At 72.2% G+C, this 15,968-nt stretch carries 19 protein-coding genes and 1 pseudogene; 18 read left to right on the top strand and 2 right to left on the bottom strand.

Going from position 1 to position 15,968, the window contains the following annotated elements:
• Window positions 1-8: 8 nt before the first annotated feature.
• Entirely contained in the window at window positions 9-692 is a 684-nt protein-coding gene (locus OHS33_RS26275) for a methyltransferase type 11 (RefSeq protein WP_330332865.1), read from the bottom strand.
• Window positions 693-824: 132 nt separating this feature from the next.
• Between OHS33_RS26275 and proS the strand changes: the two genes are divergently transcribed.
• The 18 genes and pseudogenes from proS (at window position 825) to OHS33_RS26365 (ending at window position 15,362) form a co-directional block, all read left to right on the top strand.
• Window positions 825-2,237 (top strand): proline--tRNA ligase, encoded by a 1,413-nt coding sequence (proS, locus tag OHS33_RS26280; protein WP_330332866.1) that lies wholly within the window; start codon window positions 825-827, stop codon window positions 2,235-2,237.
• Between the two features lie 199 nt (window positions 2,238-2,436).
• A complete protein-coding gene (locus tag OHS33_RS26285; protein ID WP_330332867.1) occupies window positions 2,437-3,036 on the top strand; it encodes a hypothetical protein in 600 nt (199 codons plus the stop codon).
• Between the two features lie 221 nt (window positions 3,037-3,257).
• On the top strand, window positions 3,258-3,698 hold the full coding sequence (rpsP, locus tag OHS33_RS26290; RefSeq protein WP_330332868.1) for a 30S ribosomal protein S16: 441 nt from the start codon (window positions 3,258-3,260) through the stop codon (window positions 3,696-3,698).
• A 2-nt stretch (window positions 3,699-3,700) separates the two neighbouring features.
• Window positions 3,701-3,940, top strand: coding sequence for an RNA-binding protein (locus OHS33_RS26295; protein WP_330332869.1), 240 nt, complete (start codon window positions 3,701-3,703; stop codon window positions 3,938-3,940).
• Window positions 3,941-4,022: 82 nt separating this feature from the next.
• Window positions 4,023-4,640 (top strand): ribosome maturation factor RimM, encoded by a 618-nt coding sequence (rimM, locus tag OHS33_RS26300; RefSeq protein ID WP_330332870.1) that lies wholly within the window; start codon window positions 4,023-4,025, stop codon window positions 4,638-4,640.
• On the top strand, window positions 4,640-5,461 hold the full coding sequence (gene trmD, locus OHS33_RS26305; protein ID WP_330332871.1) for a tRNA (guanosine(37)-N1)-methyltransferase TrmD: 822 nt from the start codon (window positions 4,640-4,642) through the stop codon (window positions 5,459-5,461). The genes rimM and trmD overlap by 1 nt, the downstream gene beginning before the upstream one ends.
• A gap of 132 nt (window positions 5,462-5,593) precedes the next feature.
• Complete coding sequence (gene rplS, locus OHS33_RS26310) at window positions 5,594-5,944, top strand: 50S ribosomal protein L19 (RefSeq protein ID WP_330332872.1); 351 nt, start codon at window positions 5,594-5,596, stop codon at window positions 5,942-5,944.
• A 46-nt stretch (window positions 5,945-5,990) separates the two neighbouring features.
• On the top strand, window positions 5,991-6,755 hold the full coding sequence (gene lepB, locus OHS33_RS26315) for a signal peptidase I (protein WP_330332873.1): 765 nt from the start codon (window positions 5,991-5,993) through the stop codon (window positions 6,753-6,755).
• A pseudogene (gene lepB / locus OHS33_RS26320) lies at window positions 6,748-7,808 on the top strand (signal peptidase I); the annotation flags it as partial. The gene lepB (OHS33_RS26315) and the pseudogene lepB (OHS33_RS26320), both read left to right, overlap by 8 nt.
• Window positions 7,780-8,661 (top strand): signal peptidase I, encoded by an 882-nt coding sequence (lepB, locus tag OHS33_RS26325; protein ID WP_330332875.1) that lies wholly within the window; start codon window positions 7,780-7,782, stop codon window positions 8,659-8,661. The pseudogene lepB (OHS33_RS26320) and the gene lepB (OHS33_RS26325), both read left to right, overlap by 29 nt.
• Window positions 8,662-8,706: 45 nt before the next feature.
• Window positions 8,707-9,501, top strand: a complete 795-nt coding sequence (gene lepB, locus OHS33_RS26330) for a signal peptidase I (protein WP_330332876.1) — start codon at window positions 8,707-8,709, stop codon at window positions 9,499-9,501.
• A complete protein-coding gene (locus OHS33_RS26335) occupies window positions 9,488-9,979 on the top strand; it encodes an NUDIX hydrolase (RefSeq protein WP_330332877.1) in 492 nt (163 codons plus the stop codon). Before lepB (OHS33_RS26330) ends, OHS33_RS26335 begins: the two co-directional genes overlap by 14 nt.
• A 55-nt stretch (window positions 9,980-10,034) precedes the next feature.
• The gene (locus OHS33_RS26340) at window positions 10,035-10,343 is read left to right on the top strand and encodes a DUF2469 domain-containing protein (RefSeq protein WP_005311352.1); all 309 of its coding nucleotides are present in this window, start codon (window positions 10,035-10,037) and stop codon (window positions 10,341-10,343) included.
• A gap of 104 nt (window positions 10,344-10,447) precedes the next feature.
• Window positions 10,448-10,897, top strand: coding sequence for a YraN family protein (locus OHS33_RS26345; RefSeq protein WP_330332878.1), 450 nt, complete (start codon window positions 10,448-10,450; stop codon window positions 10,895-10,897).
• Complete coding sequence (locus OHS33_RS26350; protein WP_330332879.1) at window positions 10,897-12,525, top strand: YifB family Mg chelatase-like AAA ATPase; 1,629 nt, start codon at window positions 10,897-10,899, stop codon at window positions 12,523-12,525. Before OHS33_RS26345 ends, OHS33_RS26350 begins: the two co-directional genes overlap by 1 nt.
• Complete coding sequence (gene dprA, locus OHS33_RS26355; RefSeq protein WP_330332880.1) at window positions 12,522-13,709, top strand: DNA-processing protein DprA; 1,188 nt, start codon at window positions 12,522-12,524, stop codon at window positions 13,707-13,709. Before OHS33_RS26350 ends, dprA begins: the two co-directional genes overlap by 4 nt.
• A 209-nt stretch (window positions 13,710-13,918) precedes the next feature.
• The gene (gene whiG / locus OHS33_RS26360) at window positions 13,919-14,752 is read left to right on the top strand and encodes an RNA polymerase sigma factor WhiG (protein WP_330332881.1); all 834 of its coding nucleotides are present in this window, start codon (window positions 13,919-13,921) and stop codon (window positions 14,750-14,752) included.
• A gap of 70 nt (window positions 14,753-14,822) precedes the next feature.
• Window positions 14,823-15,362 (top strand): TetR/AcrR family transcriptional regulator, encoded by a 540-nt coding sequence (locus OHS33_RS26365; RefSeq protein ID WP_330335211.1) that lies wholly within the window; start codon window positions 14,823-14,825, stop codon window positions 15,360-15,362.
• A gap of 42 nt (window positions 15,363-15,404) precedes the next feature.
• Here OHS33_RS26365 and OHS33_RS26370 read toward each other — a convergent pair whose 3' ends face one another.
• Window positions 15,405-15,938: a murein hydrolase activator EnvC family protein gene (locus OHS33_RS26370; protein ID WP_330332882.1), complete on the bottom strand. Its 534-nt coding sequence runs from the start codon at window positions 15,936-15,938 to the stop codon at window positions 15,405-15,407.
• Window positions 15,939-15,968: the final 30 nt, after the last annotated feature.

Raw genomic sequence — 15,968 nt, forward strand, 5'->3', positions numbered from 1 at the left:
CGCCACGCCTAGGCCGTACGGGCGATCACGTACCGGAAGATGTTCGGCAGCCACACGGCCCCGTCGGGTCGCTCGAACGGGTGCAGCGCCTCCACGAGTTCCTTCTCCGCCTGCACCGGGTCGGAGCGGTCGTAGAGCCCGGTCGACAGCAGGCCGCGCGCCGCGCTCTCCATGTCCGCGTACCCGAAGGGGCAGAACACCCGCCCCGAGCCGTCCGGCCGCAGCCCGGCCCGCTCCACCAGCGCGTCCAGGTCCACCGGCGCGGGCCCGCCGCCCGGCACCGCGGGGACCGTGCAGCGCTCCGGTGGCCCCCAGTCGGCCAGGACCACCGCCGCGCCGCGGCGCAGCGTGGCCAGGGCCGCGGGCAGCGCCCGAGGGTCCGGCCCGACGGAGGTCAGCACGTCGTACGGGCGCCGGCCCGGCCCAGGTCCGGGCGGCGCGGCCAGTACTTCCAGCACCCGCTCCCCGGCCAGGGCCCGCAGCGCGGGCCGCCCCTCGACCCCGGTCACCCGGGCTCCCCGGCCGGCGGCCAGCAGCAGGCCGAGTCCGGCTCCGCAGTCCAGGCCGAGCAGCCGGTCACCCGGCCCGACCTCCAGCCGGTCGTAGACCGCTTCGTAGAGCGGTACGAGCATCCGTTCCTGGATCTCCGCCCAGTCCCGGGCAACGAGCGTCGCCGTCGGCGTCGGTGTCATCGAAAGAGCGCTCCTGATTCCGTGTCGCCCCCTTGGCCCCCGTTGCCAGGGAACTCCCCATTCGCCCCCGCGTCCAGAGGAGCGCCGGACCCGATTCACGTTCGGCGCGCCGGGCGCCGTACCATTCGCGCCATGGCAAAGGCACCCGTTCTCACCCCCCAGGCGGAGGATTTCCCCCGCTGGTACCAGGATCTGATCAACAAGGCCGAGCTGGCCGACAACGGTCCGGTGCGCGGCACCATGGTCATCCGGCCGTACGGCTACGGCCTGTGGGAGCGGATGCAGCAGGAGATGGACGCGCGCATCAAGGACGCGGGCGCCCAGAACGCGTACTTCCCGCTGTTCATCCCGCAGTCCTACCTGACGAAGGAAGCCGAGCACGTCGAGGGCTTCGCCCCCGAGCTGGCGGTCGTCACGCACGGCGGCGGCAAGGAGCTGGACGAGCCCATCGTCGTCCGGCCCACCTCCGAGACGATCATCAACGACTACTTCTCCAAGTGGGTCCAGAGCTACCGCGACCTGCCCCTGCTGATCAACCAGTGGGCGAACGTGGTCCGCTGGGAAATGCGTCCGCGCATCTTCCTCCGTACGAGCGAGTTCCTCTGGCAGGAGGGCCACACGGCCCACGCCACCTACGAGGACGCCCGCGAGTACGCCGCCCGGATCCACCGCGACGTCTACGGCGACTTCATGACGAACGTGCTCGGCATCGACGTCGTGCTCGGCCGCAAGACCGCCAAGGAGCGCTTCGCGGGCGCCATCAACACCCTCACCCTCGAGGGCATGATGGGCGACGGCAAGGCGCTGCAGCTGGGCACCAGCCACGAACTGGGCACCAACTTCGCCAAGGCGTTCAACACCCAGTACCTCTCCAAGGAGGGGAAGCAGGAGCTCGTCTGGCAGACTTCGTGGGGCGTCTCCACCCGCATGGTCGGCGGCCTGATCATGTCGCACGGCGACGACAACGGCCTGCGGGTGCCGCCGCGGCTGGCCGCCGTCCAGGTCGTCGTCATGGCGATCAAGGGCGACGAGGCCGTCGCGAAGGTGCGCGAGCTGGGCGACCAGCTCAAGGCCGCGGGCATCCGCGTGCAGGTCGACGACCGCATCGACACCCCCTTCGGCCGCCGCGCCGTGGACTGGGAGCTCAAGGGCGTACCGGTCCGCATCGAGATCGGCCCCCGCGACCTGGAGGCCGGCACCGCGATGCTGGCCCGCCGGATCCCGGGCGGCAAGGAGCCGGTGCAGATCACGGCCCTCGCCGACCTCCTCCCGAAGGTGCTGGAGGAGGACCAGGCGCAGCTGCTGCGCGAGTCCCGCGAGCGCCGCGAGTCCCGCACCTCCGACGTCGCGACCATCGGGGAGGCCGCCGAGGCCGCCATCGCCGGTGGCTGGGCGCGCATCCCGTGGGCCGACCTGGGTCCCGAGGGCGAGGCGAAGCTCGCCGAGCAGGCCGTCTCCGTACGCTGCCTCATCGCCGAGGACGGATCGGTCCCGCAGGCGGACGACGCCCCGGGAACCCTCGCCATCGTGGCGCGTTCCTACTGATGTGACCTGAAGTGGCTGTGGGGGTGCCCCCGGAAGGTGACTGACCACCTCCGGGGGCACCCCCATACGTACCGACTCCTCCGGAGATCTGCGCACCCGGCCTCATCAGGACGCATGAGACTGAACTGACTGGTACGTGCAAAAAATTTGGAATGGCCCGGAATCGGAACACCGGGGCACCCCGGCTCGTTGTCACGACGTGAGCACGACACCACCTGTTCTCGCCGCAGAGCTGGCGCAGGCGTGGGCCGATATTCAGCGGTACCACCCCGAGCTGCCTGACCTTGCCGCGCCCGAGTCCCTGATCGGAGAGTCCTCGTCCGCCTGCGGCGCGGAACTCTCCTTCGAGCGACTGCTGCACGAGGCAGTCCACGGCATCGCCGCAGCCCGCGGTGTCCGTGACACCTCGCGCGCCGGCCGCTACCACAACCGCAGATTCCTCGCGATCGCCGAGGAGATGGGCCTGGACCACTCCGAAGAGCCGCATGCCAGCAGCGGCTTCTCGCTGGTCGCCCTCAACCCCGAGGCGAAGAAGCGGTACCGGCCGACCATGGAGCGCCTCCAGCGCGCCCTGAAGGCCCACACCGCCGCCACCTCCGCCGACACCAAGCGCAGCTTCCGCGGACCGGCCGCCCGGCACGGCTCCTCCGGCGGCGGGGTGCGCGTCAAGGCGGTCTGCGACTGCGGGCGCAACGTCCGGGTCGTGCCGTCGGTGCTCGCCCAGGCCCCGATCGTGTGCGGCGGCTGCGGCAAGCCCTTCCGCATCCCCGAGGTGGCCGTGTCCGCCGCCGCTTCCTGAGCGCGGTCCGGCGGCGGGCCGGGGGGTCCGGGGTGCGGTCCGGGTGCGGGCCGCCCCGGGTGGAAGCGCCGCGGGCATGTGGCACAATGGCTAGCTGTACTCGACAGTCGAACAGGACCCCTCTCTCCTACGGCTGACGCGTCCATCGGGCACCCGAGTACCGCAACCCCACGTGGCATCTCATGTGCCCAACCACGTCAAGTTCAGGAGACACCACTCCAGTGGCAGTCAAGATCAAGCTCAAGCGCCTCGGCAAGATTCGCCAGCCGCACTACCGCATCGTCGTCGCCGACTCGCGCACCCGCCGCGATGGCCGTGCGATCGAGGAAATCGGTCTGTACCACCCCACGTACAACCCCTCGCGCATCGAGGTCGACGCCGAGCGTGCGCAGTACTGGCTCTCCGTCGGCGCCCAGCCGACCGAGGCCGTGCTCGCGATCCTGAAGCTCACCGGTGACTGGCAGGCGCACAAGGGCCTCCCGGCCCCCGCGCCGCTGCTGCAGCCGGAGACCAAGGAAAGCAAGCGTCGCACCTTCGACGAGTTCGCCAAGGCCCTTGAGGGCATCGGCGAGACCAAGGGCGAGGCCATCACGCAGAAGGCCAAGAAGGCCGACAAGAAGGCGGACGAGGCTGAGGCCGCCGCCGAGTCGACCGAGGCCTGATCATGCTCGAGGAGGCTCTTGAGCACCTCGTGAAGGGCATTGTGGACAACCCCGACGAAGTGCAGGTCGCCTCGCGCACCCTGCGTCGCGGGCAGGTGCTGGAAGTCCGGGTCCACCCGGATGACCTCGGTAAGGTGATCGGCCGTAACGGTCGCACCGCACGTGCCCTGCGTACCGTCGTGGGCGCCATTGGCGGCCGCGGGATCCGTGTCGACCTCGTCGACGTGGACCAGGTCCGCTAAAGAATTTCGCATGACCGGCACGGGCCGGGGAGGGCATCTGTGCCCTTCCCGGCCCGTCGTCGTCTGAACAGGAGAAACAAGCGTGCAGCTCGTAGTCGCGCGGATCGGCCGCGCCCATGGGATCAAGGGTGAGGTCACCGTCGAGGTCCGCACCGACGAGCCGGAACTGCGGCTCGGCCCCGGTGCAGTCCTCCAGACCGAACCGCTGTCGGCGGGTCCGCTGACCATCGAGGCCGGCCGGGTGCACAGCGGCCGGCTGCTGCTCCGCTTCGCGGGGGTCAAGGACCGCACCGGCGCCGAGGCGCTGCGCAACATCCTGCTGATCGCCGACGTGGACCCCGAAGAGCTCCCGGAGGACCCGGAGGAGTTCTACGACCACCAGCTGATCGACCTGGACGTGGTCCTCGCCGACGGCACCGAGGTCGGCCGGATCACCGAGATCTCCCACCTGCCCTCGCAGGACCTGTTCATCGTCGAGCGGCCGGACGGCTCCGAGGTGATGATCCCCTTCGTCGAGGAGATCGTCCTGGAGATCGACCTGGAGGAGCAGCGCGCGGTCATCGACCCGCCGCCGGGGCTGATCGACGACCGGGCGGTGATCGCCTCCGAGCGCGACGCCGACGAGGCCGAGGGCGAGCCCGAGGGCACCGACGCCGACGTTGACGCCGACGCCGACGACGCCGCCAAGGGCGACGCCTGATGCGGCTGGACGTCGTCACGATCTTCCCGGAGTACCTCGACCCCCTCGACGTCTCCCTCGTCGGCAAGGCCCGGGCCCGTGGCCAGCTCGATGTACACGTCCACGACCTGCGGGAATGGACGTACGACCGGCACAACACGGTCGATGACACCCCGTACGGCGGCGGCCCCGGGATGGTCATGAAGACCGACCCGTGGGGCGAGGCCCTGGACAGCGCCCTGGCCGACGGCTACGAATCCGGTGCCCGCGGCCCGGTCATGGTCGTCCCCACCCCGAGCGGGCGCCCGTTCACCCAGGAACTCGCCGTCGAGCTGGCCGAGCGGCCCTGGCTGATCTTCACGCCCGCCCGGTACGAGGGCATCGACCGCCGGGTGATGGACGAGTACGCGACGCGCATGCCGGTCTACGAGGTCTCCATCGGGGACTACGTGCTGGCGGGCGGCGAGGCGGCCGTCCTGGTGATCACCGAGGCCGTGGCCCGGCTGCTCCCCGGGGTCCTCGGCAACGCCGAATCGCACCGCGACGACTCCTTCGCTCCCGGCGACATGGCGAACCTGCTGGAGGGGCCCGTCTACACGAAGCCCCCGGAGTGGCGCGGGCGCGGCATCCCGGAGGTCCTGCTCAGCGGGCACCACGGGAAGATCGCCCGCTGGCGCCGGGACGAGGCCTTCCGTCGCACGGCGCTCAACAGGCCCGACCTGATCGAGCGTTGCGAGGCGTCCGGGTTCGACAAGAAGGACCGCGAGATCCTCTCCGTCCTGGGCTGGTCGCCGACGGCCGACGGCCGATTTTGGCGCAGGCCCCCGGCCGTGGAAGAATAGGCGGCTGCTGTACGCCCACGCGCGCCCCTGCCACAGGGGGACCGTCGCCCGTCGGTCGGGACAGCTCCCGAATTCTCTCCGGAAACCCGCCCGGCGGCCTGTGGCGTCGTGCGAAGAAAGCAGACGAAGAACATGTCTCACGTGCTCGATGCCGTCACCGCCGGCACCCTGCGTACGGACCTCCCGGCCTTCCGCCCGGGTGACACCGTCAACGTCCACGTCCGCGTGATCGAGGGCAGCCGCTCCCGTATCCAGCAGTTCAAGGGCGTAGTCATCCGTCGCCAGGGTTCTGGCGTCAGCGAGACCTTCACGGTCCGCAAGGTCTCCTTCAGCGTCGGCGTGGAGCGTACCTTCCCGGTGCACTCCCCGATCTTCGAGAAGATCGAGCTCGTCACCCGCGGTGACGTGCGTCGCGCCAAGCTGTACTTCCTCCGTGAGCTCCGCGGCAAGGCCGCGAAGATCAAGGAGAAGCGCGACCGCTGAGGTCCCCTCCGGTGTCCGGAGGCGGCCGGATAGGCTCGCCCCCGATATGGACACCGAGGCATCTCACACGCGACGCGGCCACTCTTCCCCCGACGAGGGGGAGGGGCGGCCGCGTTTCGCGTTTTCCGGGACCCGGCTGCGGCGTCCCGGCTGGTTCACCTGGCGCCGCGCCGGTCTGCTCGGGGTCGTCTGCACGGTCTTCCTGCTGCTGCTCAGCAATTTCGTCGTGCAGCCCTTCCTGATCCCGAGCCGCTCGATGGAGCCGACGCTGGCGATCGGCGACCGGGTGCTGGTGAACAAGCTGGCCTACGGGTCCGGGGACCTGCCCAAGCGCGGTGACCTGGTCGTCTTCGACGGCACGGGGTCCTTCGTGCCCGAGCGCGCCGGCGACGGCAATCCGGTCGGCGAGGCCCTGCACGGCGCCGCCTCCGCCCTCGGGCTCGCCGAACCGTCCGACACGGACTTCGTGAAGCGGGTCATCGGCGTCGGCGGCGACGACGTGACGTGCTGTGACGCGGGCGGGAAGCTCCTGGTCAACGGCGCGCCGGTCGAGGAGCCCTACCTGTATCCCGGGGACACGGCGTCGAAGGTGCCCTTCCGGATCGTCGTGCCGCTTGGCACCCTGTGGGTCATGGGCGATCACCGCTCCCAGTCCCGGGACTCCCGGGACCACCTCGGGGAGCCGGGCGGCGGGATGGTGCCGGTGGACAAGGTGATCGGGCGGGCCGACTGGATCGGCTGGCCCGTTTCCCGCATGCGGTCCCTGGGGGCCGCGCGCCCCGTGGGAGGTTCCGGTGGCGGACATGGGTAGCCGGGGACGGGAGCGCGGCGAGGAGCCGGAGCCCGTCCGGCCCGCCTCGGTGGCACGGGAGCAGGAGCAGGCCCGTACCGTCCCCGGGGCGGAAGCGCACGCGCCGGATCCGGAGCTGGCCGTGCTCGGCGGCCGGGCCGAGCGGCGCAGGCTGGCCCGCAAGGTCAGACGGCGCAGGCGCACCCGGCGGGCCGGTGAGCTGCCGCTGCTGGTCGCGGTGGCGCTGTGCATCGCCCTGGTCCTCAAGACCTTCCTCGTCCAGGCCTTCTACATCCCGTCGGGCTCGATGGAGCAGACGATCCGGATCGGCGACCGCGTCCTGGTGGACAAGCTGACGCCCTGGTTCGGCTCCAAGGTCGAGCGCGGTGACGTGGTGGTCTTCAAGGACCCCGGCGGCTGGCTGAAGGGCGAGTCCGCCCGGCCCGCCCCCGACCCGGTGGTCGTCAAGCAGATCAAGCAGGGCCTGACCTTCATCGGCCTGCTGCCCTCGGCGAACGAACAGGACCTGATCAAGCGGGTCGTCGGGGTGGGCGGGGACACCGTCAAGTGCTGCGACGCCCGGGGCCGGGTCACCGTCAACGGAGCGCCGCTCGATGAGCCGTACGTGTCTCCCGGAAACGCTCCTTCCGAGATCATGTTCGAGGTGAAGGTGCCCGCGGGCAGGCTCTTCGTCCTCGGTGATCACCGGGCCAATTCGGCCGACTCCCGCTACCACCTCGACGAGGCCTTTCACGGCACGATCGCCGAGAGCGGCGTGGTGGGGCGGGCCATCGTGATCGCCTGGCCGTACGGGCACTGGCGGGAGTTCGACCAGCCCGCCACCTTCTTGTCCGTACCGGACCAGGAGCGCCGGGGACGCCGTGGACGGCGCGGGCGGCGTGGGCGTCGCGGGGCCGTCGCGTTCGCATAGTGTGTCCTAGGTCTCCCGCGCCTTACTTGGGGAACTCCCGCTCGTTAAGGGAGGGGAGGGCCCCGCCGGTTCGGCGCGGGCGGCACATCGGAGTGAGGAGTGGATGTGGGGGACGTGGCGGTAGGCGCACGATCCGGACGCGATGAGCCCGAGGAGCGTCCCGAGGAGCGGCCGGAGGCAGCCGTCGAGAGCGAGACCCACGACGAAGACGGGAATCCGCGCGCGCACCGCTCCTTCTGGAAGGAGCTGCCGCTCCTCATCGGTATCGCACTGGTGCTGGCCCTGCTGATCAAGACCTTCCTGGTCCAGGCCTTCTCGATCCCGTCCGAGTCCATGCAGAACACCCTGCAGAAGGGTGACCGGGTCCTCGTCGACAAGCTGACCCCGTGGTTCGGTTCCGAGCCCGAGCGCGGCGAGGTCGTGGTCTTCCACGACCCGGCGGACTGGCTCGCGGGCGAGCCCACTCCGGACCCGAACATCGCGCAGAAGGTGCTCAGCTTCATCGGTCTGATGCCCTCGGCCGAGGAGAAGGACCTGATCAAGCGGACCATCGCGGTCGGCGGGGACACCGTGGAGTGCAAGAAGGGCGGCCCGGTCGTCGTCAACGGCAAGCAGCTCGACGAGCCGTACATCTTCCCGGGCAACACCGCCTGCGACGACAAGCCCTTCGGCCCGCTGACCGTGCCCAAGGGCAAGATCTGGGTGATGGGCGACCACCGCCAGAACTCGCAGGACTCGCGCTGGCACCAGGAGGACTCGACGGGCGGCTTCGTGCCGGTCGACAAGGTCGTCGGGCGCGCCGTGGTGGTCGCCTGGCCGGTCACCCGCTGGGCCACGCTGCCGGTCCCGGACACCTTCGACCAGCAGGGCATCAACAAGCGGCCCGCAGCGACGGCGCTCGGCGCGGCCGCTCCGGCCGGGCTGGGCCTCGCGACGGCGCTGCCGATCGTGCTGTGGCGCAGGCGGAAGCTGACCAAGACGCCTACCGCCGGGTAGGGTGCCGCCCAGGTCGACGATCTCCGAGGTGCTGGGGGCGCTGGTATGGGCAGGTCACAAGGTTCTGTACAAGGTTCTATAGGCGGCAGGGATGGCCGCGGCGGCCTCGGCAATGTGTTGTCGGGGATCGCCGTGGCCATCGGCTTTGCCCTGTTCCTCGGCGGTTTCGTGTGGGGCGCGCTGGTCTACCAGCCGTACACCGTGCCGACCGAGTCGATGGTTCCGACGGTGCAGGCCGGGGACCGGGTGCTGGCGCAGCGGATCGACGGCTCCGAGGTACGCCACGGGGACGTGGTGATCTTCACTGATTCCGTGTGGAGCGATTCGCCGATGGTCAAGCGGGTCGTCGGGGTCGGCGGCGACACGGTGCGCTGCTGTGACGCGGCGGGCCGGCTGACCCTGAACGGCAAGCCGCTGGTCGAGCCGTACATCGCCGACCCGAAGTCGACCCAGGAGAGCACGGGCTCGGGCAAGGCCTCGGACGTCACCTTCGAGGTCACGGTCCCGCAGGGCAAGCTCTTCCTGCTCGGCGACCGGCGCTCGGTCTCCCTGGACTCCCGGGCCCACCTGCAGGAGGCCGGTCAGGGCATGGTCCCGCTGACCTCGGTGAGCGCGCGGGTGGACGCCCGGGCGTGGCCGGACCCCTCGATGCTGGCGCGGCCGGACAGCACGTACGCCGCGCTGCCGGGCGGAACCTCGCGCCCGGGCCCGCTGCGGCTCCAGCTGGCCGCGGTGGTGGCCGGGGCGGCGCTGGTGGTCCTCGGGGCTGCCTACGGGCCGCTGGCGCGCGTCCTCGGGCGCTCGGGGCGGCGGCGGGAGCGCACCGGTGTCCGGGTCTGAGGTCCGCAAGGTCTCCCGGGTGATCCTGCTGGACCCGGCGGACCGGATCCTGCTGCTGCACGGGTTCGAGCCGGAGGATCCGGGGGAGAGCTGGTGGTTCACCCCGGGCGGCGGGCTGGAGGGCGCCGAGACCCGTGAGCAGGCCGCGCTGCGGGAACTCGCGGAGGAGACGGGGATCACAGAGGTGGAGCTGGGGCCGGTGCTCTGGCAGCGCCACTGCGCGTTCCCCTTCGACGGGCGCCGCTGGGAACAGGACGAGTGGTACTTCCTGGCCCGGACCGACCGCACCGAGGTGGCCACCGACGGCTTCACCGAGCTGGAGCGGCGCAGCGTCACCGGAGCCAGGTGGTGGACCTCCGAGGAACTTCTCGTGGCCCGTGAGACGGTGTACCCGACCAGACTCGGCGAGCTGCTGCGCACGCTGCTCGCGGAGGGTCCGCCGGGTGCGCCGGTGATCCTGGCCCCGGAAATCGTTTAGGGGCGCACGGGCCTGGCGCACAATAGGGGGACGCACGGCTGAAGGGGAACATGCCATGAGCGCCGAGGACCTCGAGAAGTACGAGACCGAGATGGAGCTGAAGCTCTATCGGGAGTACCGCGACGTCGTCGGGCTGTTCAAGTACGTGATCGAGACCGAACGTCGTTTCTATTTGACCAACGACTATGAGATGCAGGTGCATTCGGTCCAGGGCGAGGTCTTCTTCGAGGTCTCGATGGCGGATGCCTGGGTCTGGGACATGTACCGGCCGGCCCGGTTCGTCAAGCAGGTACGGGTGTTGACGTTCAAGGACGTGAACATCGAGGAGCTCAACAAGAGCGACTTGGAGCTGCCGGGCAGCTGATTCACCCGATGGGGTGAGTGGGTTGTCCACAACGCCCGGGTTGTCCACCAAGATCCACACGATGGGCGGGGCCGCGGGATCGTCGGTGCCGGAGGTGGTGCCGGATGGACGCGAAGGGCGTGGCACAGGTACGGAAATCGGCGGGGCGGAAATCGGCGGGGCGGGCGTCGGAGGGGCGGGCCGCGGCCCGGCGGGCGCTCGGGCGGTACGGCGAGGAGCTGGCCGCCCGGCGGCTGACCGGGGCCGGGATGACCGTCATCGCCCGGAACTGGCGCTGCCGGGGCGGTGAGATCGACATCATCGCCCGCGACGGGGACGCCCTCGTCGTCTGCGAGGTCAAGACCCGGCGGGCCGGACGCCCCGGCCGGCCGATGTTCGAACATCCGATGGCCGCGGTCCGGCCCGGCAAGACCGACCGGCTGAGGCTGCTCGCCGGGCGCTGGCTCGCCGATCACGGCGGACCACCGCCGGGCGGGGTCCGCATCGACCTGGTCGGCGTGGTGCTGCCCCGGCGCGGGGCGCCCCTGGTGGAACACGTCAGGGGGGCGGCCTGATGGGATTCGCGCGGACCTGCTCGGTGGCGCTGGTCGGCGTCGAGGGCGTGGTGGTCGAGGTCCAGGCCGACCTCGAACCGGGGGTGGCCGCCTTCACCCTGGTCGGGCTCCCCGACAAGACGCTCGTGGAGAGCCGGGACCGGGTGCGGGCCGCCGTGGTCAACTCCGGCGCCGAATGGCCCCAGAAGAAGCTCACGGTCGGGCTGAGCCCGGCCTCCGTCCCCAAATCCGGCTCCGGGTTCGACCTCGCCGTGGCCGCCGCCGTCCTGGGCGCGGCGGAGCGGGTGGACCCGGCGGTCATCGCGGATCTGCTGCTCATCGGTGAACTCGGGCTCGACGGGCGGGTGCGGCCGGTGCGGGGGATCCTGCCCGCGGTGCTCGCCGCCGCCGAGGCGGGGTACCGGCAGGTGGTGGTGCCGCAGCAGTGCGCGGCCGAGGCCGCGCTGGTGCCCGAGGTGTCGGTGCTGGGGGTGCGGAGCCTGCGCCAGCTGATCGCCGTGCTGACCGACGGGGAGGTCCCGGACGAGGGGCCCCCGGATGCCTTCGGGCGGCCCGATCCGATGACGGCCGGACTGGTGCTCCCGGGGGCCGGCCTCGGAACGGGGCTGGCGGGCGGGGGGTACGGAGCCTGCGCGCCGCCCGACCTCGCGGACGTGGCGGGGCAGCACGGAGCCCGGCGGGCGCTGGAGGTGGCCGCCGCGGGCGGGCACCACCTGTTCCTGACCGGTCCGCCGGGCGCGGGCAAGACCATGCTGGCCGAGCGGCTGCCCGGGATCATGCCGCCGCTCACCCGGCAGGACTCGCTGGAGGTCACCGCCGTCCATTCGGTCGCGGGCATCCTGCCGCCCGGTGAGCCCCTGGTGACCGTGGCGCCGTACTGCGCCCCGCACCACTCCGCGACCATGCAGTCCCTGGTGGGCGGGGGCAACGGGATGCCCCGGCCCGGGGCCGTGTCGCTGGCCCACCGCGGGGTGCTGTTCCTGGACGAGGCTCCCGAATTCAGCGGGCGGGTGCTGGACGCGCTGCGCCAGCCGCTGGAATCCGGTCAGGTGGTGATCGCGCGGGCCGCCGGGGTGATGCGGCTGCCGGCCCGGTTCCTGATGGTGCTCGCCGCCAACCCCTGCCCCTGCGGGCGCCAGACCCTGCACGGTGCGGGCTGCGAGTGCTCGCCCTCGGCCGTCCGGCGCTACCAGGGGAGACTGTCCGGGCCGCTGCTGGACCGGGTGGACCTGCGGGTCGGGGTGGAGCCCGTCAGCCGGTCCGATCTCGTGGGCCGCAGTGGCGGCCGGGGCGAGAGCAGCGAGGCCGTGGCTCTGCGGGTGGCCGGGGCCAGGGCCCGGGCGGCGGAGCGGCTCGCCGACACCCCCTGGCGGATCAACGCCGAGGTGCCGGGCCACGAGCTGCGCACCCGCTGGCTGCCCGCGCCGGGCGCCCTGGCCCAGGCCGAGCGGGACCTGGAGCGGGGCCTGCTCACCGCGCGCGGCCTGGACCGGGTGCTGCGGGTCGCCTGGACGGTGGCCGACCTGGCCGGCAAGGGCCGCCCCGATCCCCATGACGTGGCGGTCGCCCTGGAACTGCGCACCGGCATCGCCCGCGGCGTCCCGCTCCCGCAGGAGTGCCGGTCATGACCGGGGCCGGGGCCGCCCCGCAGGAGGAGGAGCGGGCCCGGGCCGCGCTCACCAGGGTGCTGGAGCCCGGGGACGAGCGGGCCGGACGCCTGCTGAGGGAGCGCGGCGCGGTCGCCCTGATACGGGAACTGACCGCCGCGCCCGGCCGGGGAGACGGGGGCCCGGCCGGGCTGGGCGCGCGGCGGCTCGACGGGTACCGCAGGCGGGCGGCGGCCGCCGACCCCGACCGGGACCTGGCCGCCGCGGCGGAGGTCGGCGGCCGCTTCCTGTGCCCGGGCTCGCCGCACTGGCCGACACAGCTCGACGACCTGGGGGACGCGCGGCCCGTCGGACTGTGGCTGCGCGGCCTGCCCGACCTGCGCAGCTGGGCCCTGCGCTCGGTCGCGGTGGTCGGCGCCCGCGCCTGCACCCCGTACGGCGCCCACATGGCGCAGACCCTGGCCGCAGGGCTCGCCGAGCGTGGCTGGGTGGTGGTGTCCGGCGCGGCGTACGGGATCGACGGAGCGGCCCATCGCGGGGCGCTCGCCGCGGGCGGGGCCACGGCGGCGGTGCTGGCCTGCGGTGTGGACGTCGCCTACCCCCGGGGACACGCCGGGCTGCTCGGCCGGATCGCCGAACAGGGACTGGTGATCGGTGAACTCCCGCCGGGCAGCCATCCCACGCCCAGCCGCTTCGTCCTGCGCAACCGCGTGATCGCCGCGTTGACCCGGGGGACCGTGGTCGTCGAGGCGGCCCATCGCAGCGGTTCGCTGGTCACCGCCCGGCGGGCGCAGGGGCTCGGCCGCTTCACCATGGGCGTCCCCGGACCCGCCACCAGCGGGCTGTCGGCCGGGGTGCACGAACTGCTGCGCGGGGAAGGGGTGCTGGTCACGGACGCCGCGGAGGTGGTCGAGCTGGTCGGCGCCATGGGGGAGCTGGCTCCCGAGCGGCGCGGGCCGGTGCTCGCCCGGGACCTGCTGCACCCGGACACCGCCCGGGTGCTGGAAGCGCTGCCCGCCGGACGGCCCGTCCGGGCGGCGGACCTCGCCCGCGCCGCGGGCACGGGCACCGATGAAGTCATCGGCAGACTGTACGAACTTCACTCTCTGGGGTTCGTCGAACGGCAGGGCGACGAATGGCAGTTGAGCAGGCAATCACATGGCGGAGCCACTCAAACCGGTGGCACCCGGCGAGGCGGTCATTGACCTGGGGCGTTCCGGTGAAAGAGTGAAGCCGATGAGAGACGCGGTCTTCCCGGTGGCAGTCGCCGGGACCGTGCGCGAGGCGCCGGTCCCGGGCCTCCCGTGCGAGGCGGGAGGCCCCGGCGCCCCCGTGCGATCCCGTACTCTTCGCGCACCGCGACACTTTCGTCACGCTACGCTCCCAAGGAATCCGGCTCCGGCAAAGGCGAAGCATGCCCCAGCACACCTCAGGGTCTGACCGCGCTGCGGTGCCCCCCGCTGCCCGTGGCAGCGTGCGGACCACCGCGCCCTCGCCCCTGGACGCGTTGTGGCGCTCGTACAAGGAATCGGGGGACGAGCGTCTGCGGGAACAGCTGATCCTGCACTACTCACCCCTCGTCAAGTACGTGGCCGGGCGGGTCAGCGTCGGCCTGCCGCCCAATGTCGAGCAGGCCGATTTCGTCTCCTCCGGGGTCTTCGGACTGATCGACGCCATCGAGAAGTTCGACATCGAGCGCTCCATCAAGTTCGAGACATATGCGATCACCCGGATCCGGGGCGCGATGATCGACGAACTGCGCGCCCTGGACTGGATCCCGCGCTCGGTCCGGCAGAAGGCGCGGGCCGTCGAGCGGGCGTACGCGACGCTCGAAGCCCAGCTGCGCCGCACGCCGACCGAGATCGAGGTCGCCGACGAGATGGGGGTCGCGCTGGAGGAACTCCACGCGGTCTTCAGCCAGTTGTCGCTGGCCAATGTGGTCGCCCTGGAGGAACTGCTGCATGTCGGCGGCGAGGGCGACCGGCTCTCGCTGATGGACACGCTGGAGGACACCGCCGCCGACAACCCGGTGGCCGTCGCCGAGGACCGCGAGCTGCGCAGGCTGCTCGCGCGGGCCATCAACACGCTGCCCGACCGGGAGAAGACGGTGGTGACCCTCTACTACTACGAGGGGCTCACCCTGGCCGAGATCGGTCATGTCCTCGGGGTCACCGAGAGCCGGGTCAGCCAGATCCACACCAAGTCGGTCCTGCAGCTGCGGGCCAAGCTGGCGGATGTGGGGCGCTGAGCCCCCGGCACCTCCGTAGAGTGGTCGCGTGCCCAGGATTCGAGCGGCCTCCGTGGCCGAGCACCGGACGATGCAGCGAGGCGCCCTGCTGGACGCCGCGCGCTCCCTGCTGTCCGAAGGCGGGACGGAAGCGCTGAGCTTCCCCGCCCTCGCCGAGCGGACCGGCCTCGCCCGGTCCTCCGTCTACGAGTACTTCCGCTCCCGCGCGGCGGTGGTCGAAGAACTGTGCGCGGTGGACTTCCCCGTCTGGGCCGCCGAGATCGAGGCCGCGATGGAGCGGGCCGCGACACCGGAAGCGAAGATCGAGGCGTACGTCCGCAGCCAGCTCGGGCTGGTGGGCGACCAGCGGCACCGGGCCGTGGTGGCGATCTCGGCCAGCGAGCTGGACGCCGGGGCGCGGGAGAAGATCCGCGCCGCGCACGGAGGGCTGATCGCGATGATCGTCGAAGCGCTGGCCGCCCTCGGCCAGGAGCAGCCGCGGCTGGCCGCGATGCTGCTGCAGGGTGTCGTGGACGCCGCGGTGCGCCGGATCGAGCTGGGCGCGGGCGAGGACCCGGCCGAGGTGACCGAGACCGCCGTCTCCATGGCCCTGCGGGGCGTCCGGGGCTGAGAGCCCCGCCGCTCAGGGAGTCCCGGGGAGTCCCAGGAAGTCTCAGGGAGCCCGCGGCAGCAGCCTCGGAGCCGGGCGCGGGAGCAGGGTCAGCGGGTTGAGATAGGTCTCGCCCGCCAGCAGGCCCCAGTGCAGGCACGGGCTCGCGCAGTGACCGCCGGGTTCGAGGACCGCGACCCGGAGGCCCGCGCTCACCTGGTCGCCCTCCGCGACGAGGGCGCGTACCGGCTCGTACGTCGTGCGCAGACCGCCCGGCAGGGTGAGGGAGAGCACCCCGCGCCCCGCCACCCGTCCGGCGTAGAACACCCGGCCCGGACCCACCGCCCGGATCTCCGCGCCCACCGGCGCGGCCAGGTCCACACCCCGGTGGCCCGCCGCATACGGCGTGGGCGGCGGATCCCACCACCGCGCCACCCGCAGCGGGGCGGGCAGCGGCCGCCCGCCGCCCCCGGCGGACACCGGCCCCGGTGTGGAAGAGGGAGCGGGAGAGGGCGCGGAGACGGGCGCGGGCACCGGGGCGAGCGCCGGCGCCGGGGTCATCAGCAGGGTCACGATCAGCAAGGTCAGGGTCTTCATGACCCCACGGTCCCGCGCGGGACGCACACC

It is taken from the genome of Streptomyces sp. NBC_00536, assembly GCF_036346295.1.
Lineage (GTDB): Bacteria > Actinomycetota > Actinomycetes > Streptomycetales > Streptomycetaceae > Streptomyces.